General features: G+C 23.5%; 4 protein-coding genes. All 4 read right to left on the bottom strand.

Annotation, left to right across the window (positions count from 1 at the left end; all coding sequences use genetic code 11):
• Positions 1 to 152 precede the first annotated feature (152 nt).
• Positions 153 to 1,925 (bottom strand): ABC transporter ATP-binding protein, encoded by a 1,773-nt coding sequence (locus ACWYO2_RS04755; protein WP_455515347.1) that lies wholly within the window; start codon positions 1,923 to 1,925, stop codon positions 153 to 155.
• A gap of 1 nt (position 1,926) precedes the next feature.
• Positions 1,927 to 4,029 carry an ABC transporter ATP-binding protein gene (locus ACWYO2_RS04750; protein ID WP_455515346.1) on the bottom strand — a complete coding sequence of 701 codons (2,103 nt, stop codon included), beginning with the start codon at positions 4,027 to 4,029 and terminating at the stop codon, positions 1,927 to 1,929.
• Complete coding sequence (locus ACWYO2_RS04745; RefSeq protein ID WP_455515345.1) at positions 4,016 to 4,465, bottom strand: MarR family winged helix-turn-helix transcriptional regulator; 450 nt, start codon at positions 4,463 to 4,465, stop codon at positions 4,016 to 4,018. The genes ACWYO2_RS04750 and ACWYO2_RS04745 overlap by 14 nt, the downstream gene beginning before the upstream one ends.
• 88 nt (positions 4,466 to 4,553) lie before the next feature.
• Positions 4,554 to 5,200: NFACT RNA binding domain-containing protein (locus ACWYO2_RS04740; protein WP_455515344.1), on the bottom strand; the 647-nt coding region annotated here is incomplete at its 5' end.

Genomic DNA, 5,200 nt, shown 5'->3' with positions numbered 1-5,200 from the left:
TTTTATCAGTTTCTGTTTCTTTGCTTTCAGCAACTGTACTTTTATTTGACTTATTTCCTGTCATGTTAAAACTTCCAAATGCAACCAGTGAGATTGCCCCTAGAAATAATAATATCTTTTTTGCATTTTTCATCTATTTTCCTCCTGAATTTTTAATTTTTAAAACTTTTATTGTATAACGATTTGTATATACCATCTTTATCAAGTAACTCTTCGTGGCTTCCCACTTCCTTAATTTCCCCCTGCTGAATAACAACTATCTTGTCACTGTTTATTATTGTAGAAAGTCTGTGTGCAATAACAAAAGTTGTTTTTCCTTTCATTAATTTATTCATAGCTTCTTGTATTAAAACTTCAGTTCTTGTATCAACGCTTGAAGTTGCTTCATCTAATATAAGGATAGGTTTATCTGCCAATAATGCACGAGCTATAGTAAGTAATTGTCTTTGACCTTGTGAAATATTAGAAGAGTCTTCGCTAAGTATCATATTATATCCTCCAGGTAGAGTTTCTATAAAATGATGTACTTGAGCAAGTTTTGCGGCATTTATTACTTCTTCATCTGTAGCATTTAGTTTACCATAACGTAAATTTTCCATTATAGTTCCATTAAATAACCAAGTATCTTGTAAGACCATAGTAAAATATTTTCTTAAGTCGTGTTTATCAATTTGAGATATATCGTTACCATCTATTAGTATACGTCCACCATTTAATTCATAAAATCTCATTAATAGTTTTACTATAGTAGTTTTACCAGCACCAGTTGGTCCAACAATGGCAATCATTTTTCCACTTTCTATATTAGAATTAAAATCATTAATTACAATTTTATCTTTTGTATATCCAAATTTAACATTTTCAAAATTTACATTAGATTTCATTTCTTTTATTTTTATTGGATTTTCAATTATTTTTTCATCTTCACTATCTAAAAATTCATATATTCTTTCTATAGAAGCTATCATATTTTGAACCGTAGCCATAATTTGAGCAATTTGTCCTAGTGGATGGGTAAAGTTTCTAATATATTGGATAAATGCTTGAATATCACCTATTTGGATACTACCGTTTGCAACAAGTATAGATCCTAAAAACACTATACCTATATATACTATGTTATTTATAAAGTTAACTATAGGAAACATAAGCCCTGATATAAATTGTGATTTCCAAAATACAGTTGCAAGTTTTTTGTCTTTAATTTTAAAAGTTTCTATATTTTTATCTATATGATTGAATGCAGTTATAATACTTTGATTATTATAGCTTTCTTCAACATCAGCATTAACTTGAGCTAGAAATTCTTGTTGTTCTATAAAATATTTTTGACTAAATTTTGTAAGAGAACCAAGTAAAATCCCAGAAAGAGGTATAATACAAAGTGTTACGAGTGTCATAGGGATATTTATAGAAAACATTATAATTATTATACCTATTATAGAAATAACACTAGTTATTATTTGTGAAAAACTTTGATTAAGTGATTGACCAAAAGTATCAACATCATTTGTTATGGTAGATAGGATTTCACCTACTTGTTTTTGTTCAAAATAACCCATTGGTAAAGTGTTTATTTTTTTACTTATATTTTTTCTAAGTTTATATGTCATTTTTTGAGAAACATTACTCATTATCCAACCTTGTAAAAAACTAAATAAAGTAGCAAAAATGTATAATATTAAGGTTAATATTAATATTTGTTTTATTTTATAAAAATCTATAGAGCCATTTTGTGTTATTTTATTTATGATTCCTTTAAAAATTTCGGTAGTAGCTTTACCTAAAATTTTAGGACCGTAAATGCTAAATATAGTACTAAGTATGGAAAAGATAATAATTAAAATAGATTCTAAAGTATATTCTTTAAAAATTTGTAATATTACTCTTTTAAGAGTTCCTTTGAAATCTTTTGTTTTTTTCATTTTAATCTACCTCCCCTATGTTAAGTTGACTTTTAGCTATTTGTATGTAAGTATCACAATTTTTTATAAGTTCCTCATGTTTACCTATTCCTATTATTTCTCCTTCATCAAGAACTATAATTTTATCAGCGTCAAGTATAGTAGATATACGTTGTGCTACTATAATTTTAGTGCTATCTTTCATATTTTCTTTTATTTTATTACGAATTATTAAATCAGTTTTAGGATCTAGTGCTGAGAAGCTGTCATCAAATAACACTATTTTAGGATTTTTTGCTAAAGCTCTAGCTATAGATATTCTTTGTTTTTGACCTCCTGATAGATTATTTCCTCCTTGAGATACATCACTTTCAAATCCTTTTTCTTTTTCAGATATAAAACTCAAAGATTGTGAAATATCAGCTGCTTTAATCATAGATTCATCAGATATATATGTATTATCATATTTTATATTTGATGATATATTTCCTTTAAAAAGAGAACCTTTTTGTGGAATATATCCTAATATGTTTCTTAAATCTTCAAGTTTCATATCTTTTATATTTATATCATCTATCAATATTTCTCCCTCTTTAGTATCAAAGAATCTTTCTATAAGATTTATTATAGTAGATTTTCCACTACCAGTACTCCCTATAATTGCGACAGTTTCTCCAGAATTTACTGTAAATGATATGTTTTTAAGTACTAATTCTTGAGCATCTTTGAAATAAAAGTTTACATTTTTAAATTCTAACTTACCTTTTATATTTTTTGTATCAATATTAACAGGATTGTTACTATCTGATATTGTTATTTCTTGATTTAGAACTTCTTCAACACGATTAGAAGCTACTAAAGCACGAGGAAACATCATCATAACCATAACTAATAATAAAAATGACATGATTATAAACATAGCATAAGATATAAATGCTATAAGATCTCCTACTTGAAGTACACCTAAATCAATTTTTTTAGCACCAAACCATGATATTATAATACTTGTAGCATTCATTATAATCATAATAGCAGGGAAGAATATTGAAATAGTTCTATTTATGAAAACTTGATTGTTATATAATTTAATATTTTCTATATTAAATCTATTTTCTTCATAATTTTCTCTTGTGAATACTCTTATTACAGGAACACCAGTTATTAATTCACGACTTATTAAATTAATTTTATCTATAAGTTTTTGAGATATTTTAAATTTGGGTAAAACTAATGTAATAAGTATTGCTATTACCATTAAAAGAACTCCAATACTTAGTGCAACTATCCATGACATATTTGAATTAATATTTAATATTTTATTTATTCCTATAAAAGCCATAATAGGAGAGTATATAGCAAGTATTAATATCATGTTTGTAGTTAATTGTATTTGTTGGATATCATTTGTACTACGAGTTATTAGTGAAGCAGTTGAGAAATTAGACATATCTTCTTTAGAAAAATTTAATATTTTTTTATATAAACTATTTCTTAAATTAGAACCTATTTTTGAAGCTATAAAACTTGCAATAAAACTTCCTAGTATACTAGAAATTGCACCTATTAATGTATATACTAACATTTTATAACCTATTGATAAAATATATTTATTTCTAATTTTATCAATGTTTATATTATTTTTTTCATATTCTGTTTTAACAAAATTAGCTCCTATTGTCTTTTTATACATATCAGCATTTTTAGATAATTTTTTCATTACAAGTTCTCTTTGAGATAATGCAGATTTTTTATCTAAATTATTTGAATTAACATTAAATTTATCAAGGAAACTAATAGTTGTACTTATATCTTCAAGTATAGGGTTTAACCTATTTATTTCATCTTTACTTAATTTTTTAACCTCATATCTATTATCTTTTAATTCATAACTATTATTTAGTATAGTTATTTCATCATCAGTCATAAATTGTTTTAATTTTTCATAAGTTTCTTTACTATATATATTAGATATAGAGTTTTCTATACCGTTTTGTTGTATTCCGGTATTTATTAAATTACTTGTATATCCAGGTAATTGTAATTCAGAATATGCTCTAAAAATATATATAATTACTATTAAAAAAATAAAAAATATATATTTTTTCATATATTTAAATATGTTCATTTTCATCCTCCTTTATTGTTTTTACTACGATAGAATTTGTTTTATCAATTAGTTTTAGTAATTCTAATTTTTCAATTTCATCAAAATTATTCCATATTTTTTCAAAGAAATCATTAAAAAATTTATATTGTTTACTTAAATATTCATCACCTTTATTTGTTATATTAATATTATATTTTCTTTTATCATTTTTATCTTTATTAATTTCTATGAAACCTTTATTAGATAATTCATTAATTGAAACAGTTATTCTTGGACGAGAAAGATCAAGACTTTTAGCTATTTCATTGGCAGAAATGTATTCATTTTCCTTTAAAATATTTAAAATTCTAAAATCTAATTTATTTAATTTTAATTTTTTTTGTTTAAAATATCTATTTAGATTTTTATCTAAATTCATCCAAGATTTATTAAAATCTTTATAATTTATATCCATACAATCTCCTTCTGTTAATACTATTAACTATTTAGTTAATAGTATAAACTAATTTTAATTAAAAGTCAAATAAAAAATAGAAGTATATTTATACTTCTATGCTTTTAAAATTGTTAAAAGTTACATTTCCGAATTTATTTGTTCTCTTAACATTATTTCTTTCTGTGTAATCAACAATTTTTTTTCCTTCACCTTTAGAATGAAGAGCAGCAAGACGAGCTGCATAATATATTGTATCATTATCCACTTTATTTTTATTGGTAATAATAATTACATGACTTCCAGGAATATCTCTTACATGCAACCATATATCATGATTTTTTGCTTTTTCAAAAGTTAGATGATTATTTTCAGTATGATTTCTACCTACAAAAATTTCATAACCATTGTAAATATATTTTAATAGTTCTCTTTTTTTAACTTTTTTATTTTTTTTATCTATTTTTGTTTTAATACCTAATTCATTTTCTATTTCTTCTAAACCTAAATATTCATTTTCATTGTTTAAAAAGTTTAGTGTTTCTTCTAAATATTTTTGTTCTTCTAATATTTTTATTTTTCTATCATTAGCAACTTCTAAAGTTTTTTTACCTTTTCTATATTTTTTATAGTATAAATTTAGGTTATCACTAGGAGATTTTTTAGGATCTAAATTTATTAAAATATTTTCGTTTTTATTATAGTCAAATACTTCAATTTTATCCATTCTAGGTTTTATTAGATAAATATATGAAG

The organism is Pseudostreptobacillus sp., from assembly GCF_977040545.1.
The sequence above is the reverse complement of the archived record's forward strand: the minus strand, read 5'-3'. Positions and strand labels throughout refer to the sequence as shown.

Coding starts and splice junctions, on each gene's coding strand:
- ACWYO2_RS04750 (WP_455515346.1), bottom strand. CDS start 4,029: ATGAACATATTTAAATATATGAAAAAATATATATTTTTTATTTTTTTA.
- ACWYO2_RS04755 (WP_455515347.1), bottom strand. CDS start 1,925: ATGAAAAAAACAAAAGATTTCAAAGGAACTCTTAAAAGAGTAATATTA.
- ACWYO2_RS04745 (WP_455515345.1), bottom strand. CDS start 4,465: ATGGATATAAATTATAAAGATTTTAATAAATCTTGGATGAATTTAGAT.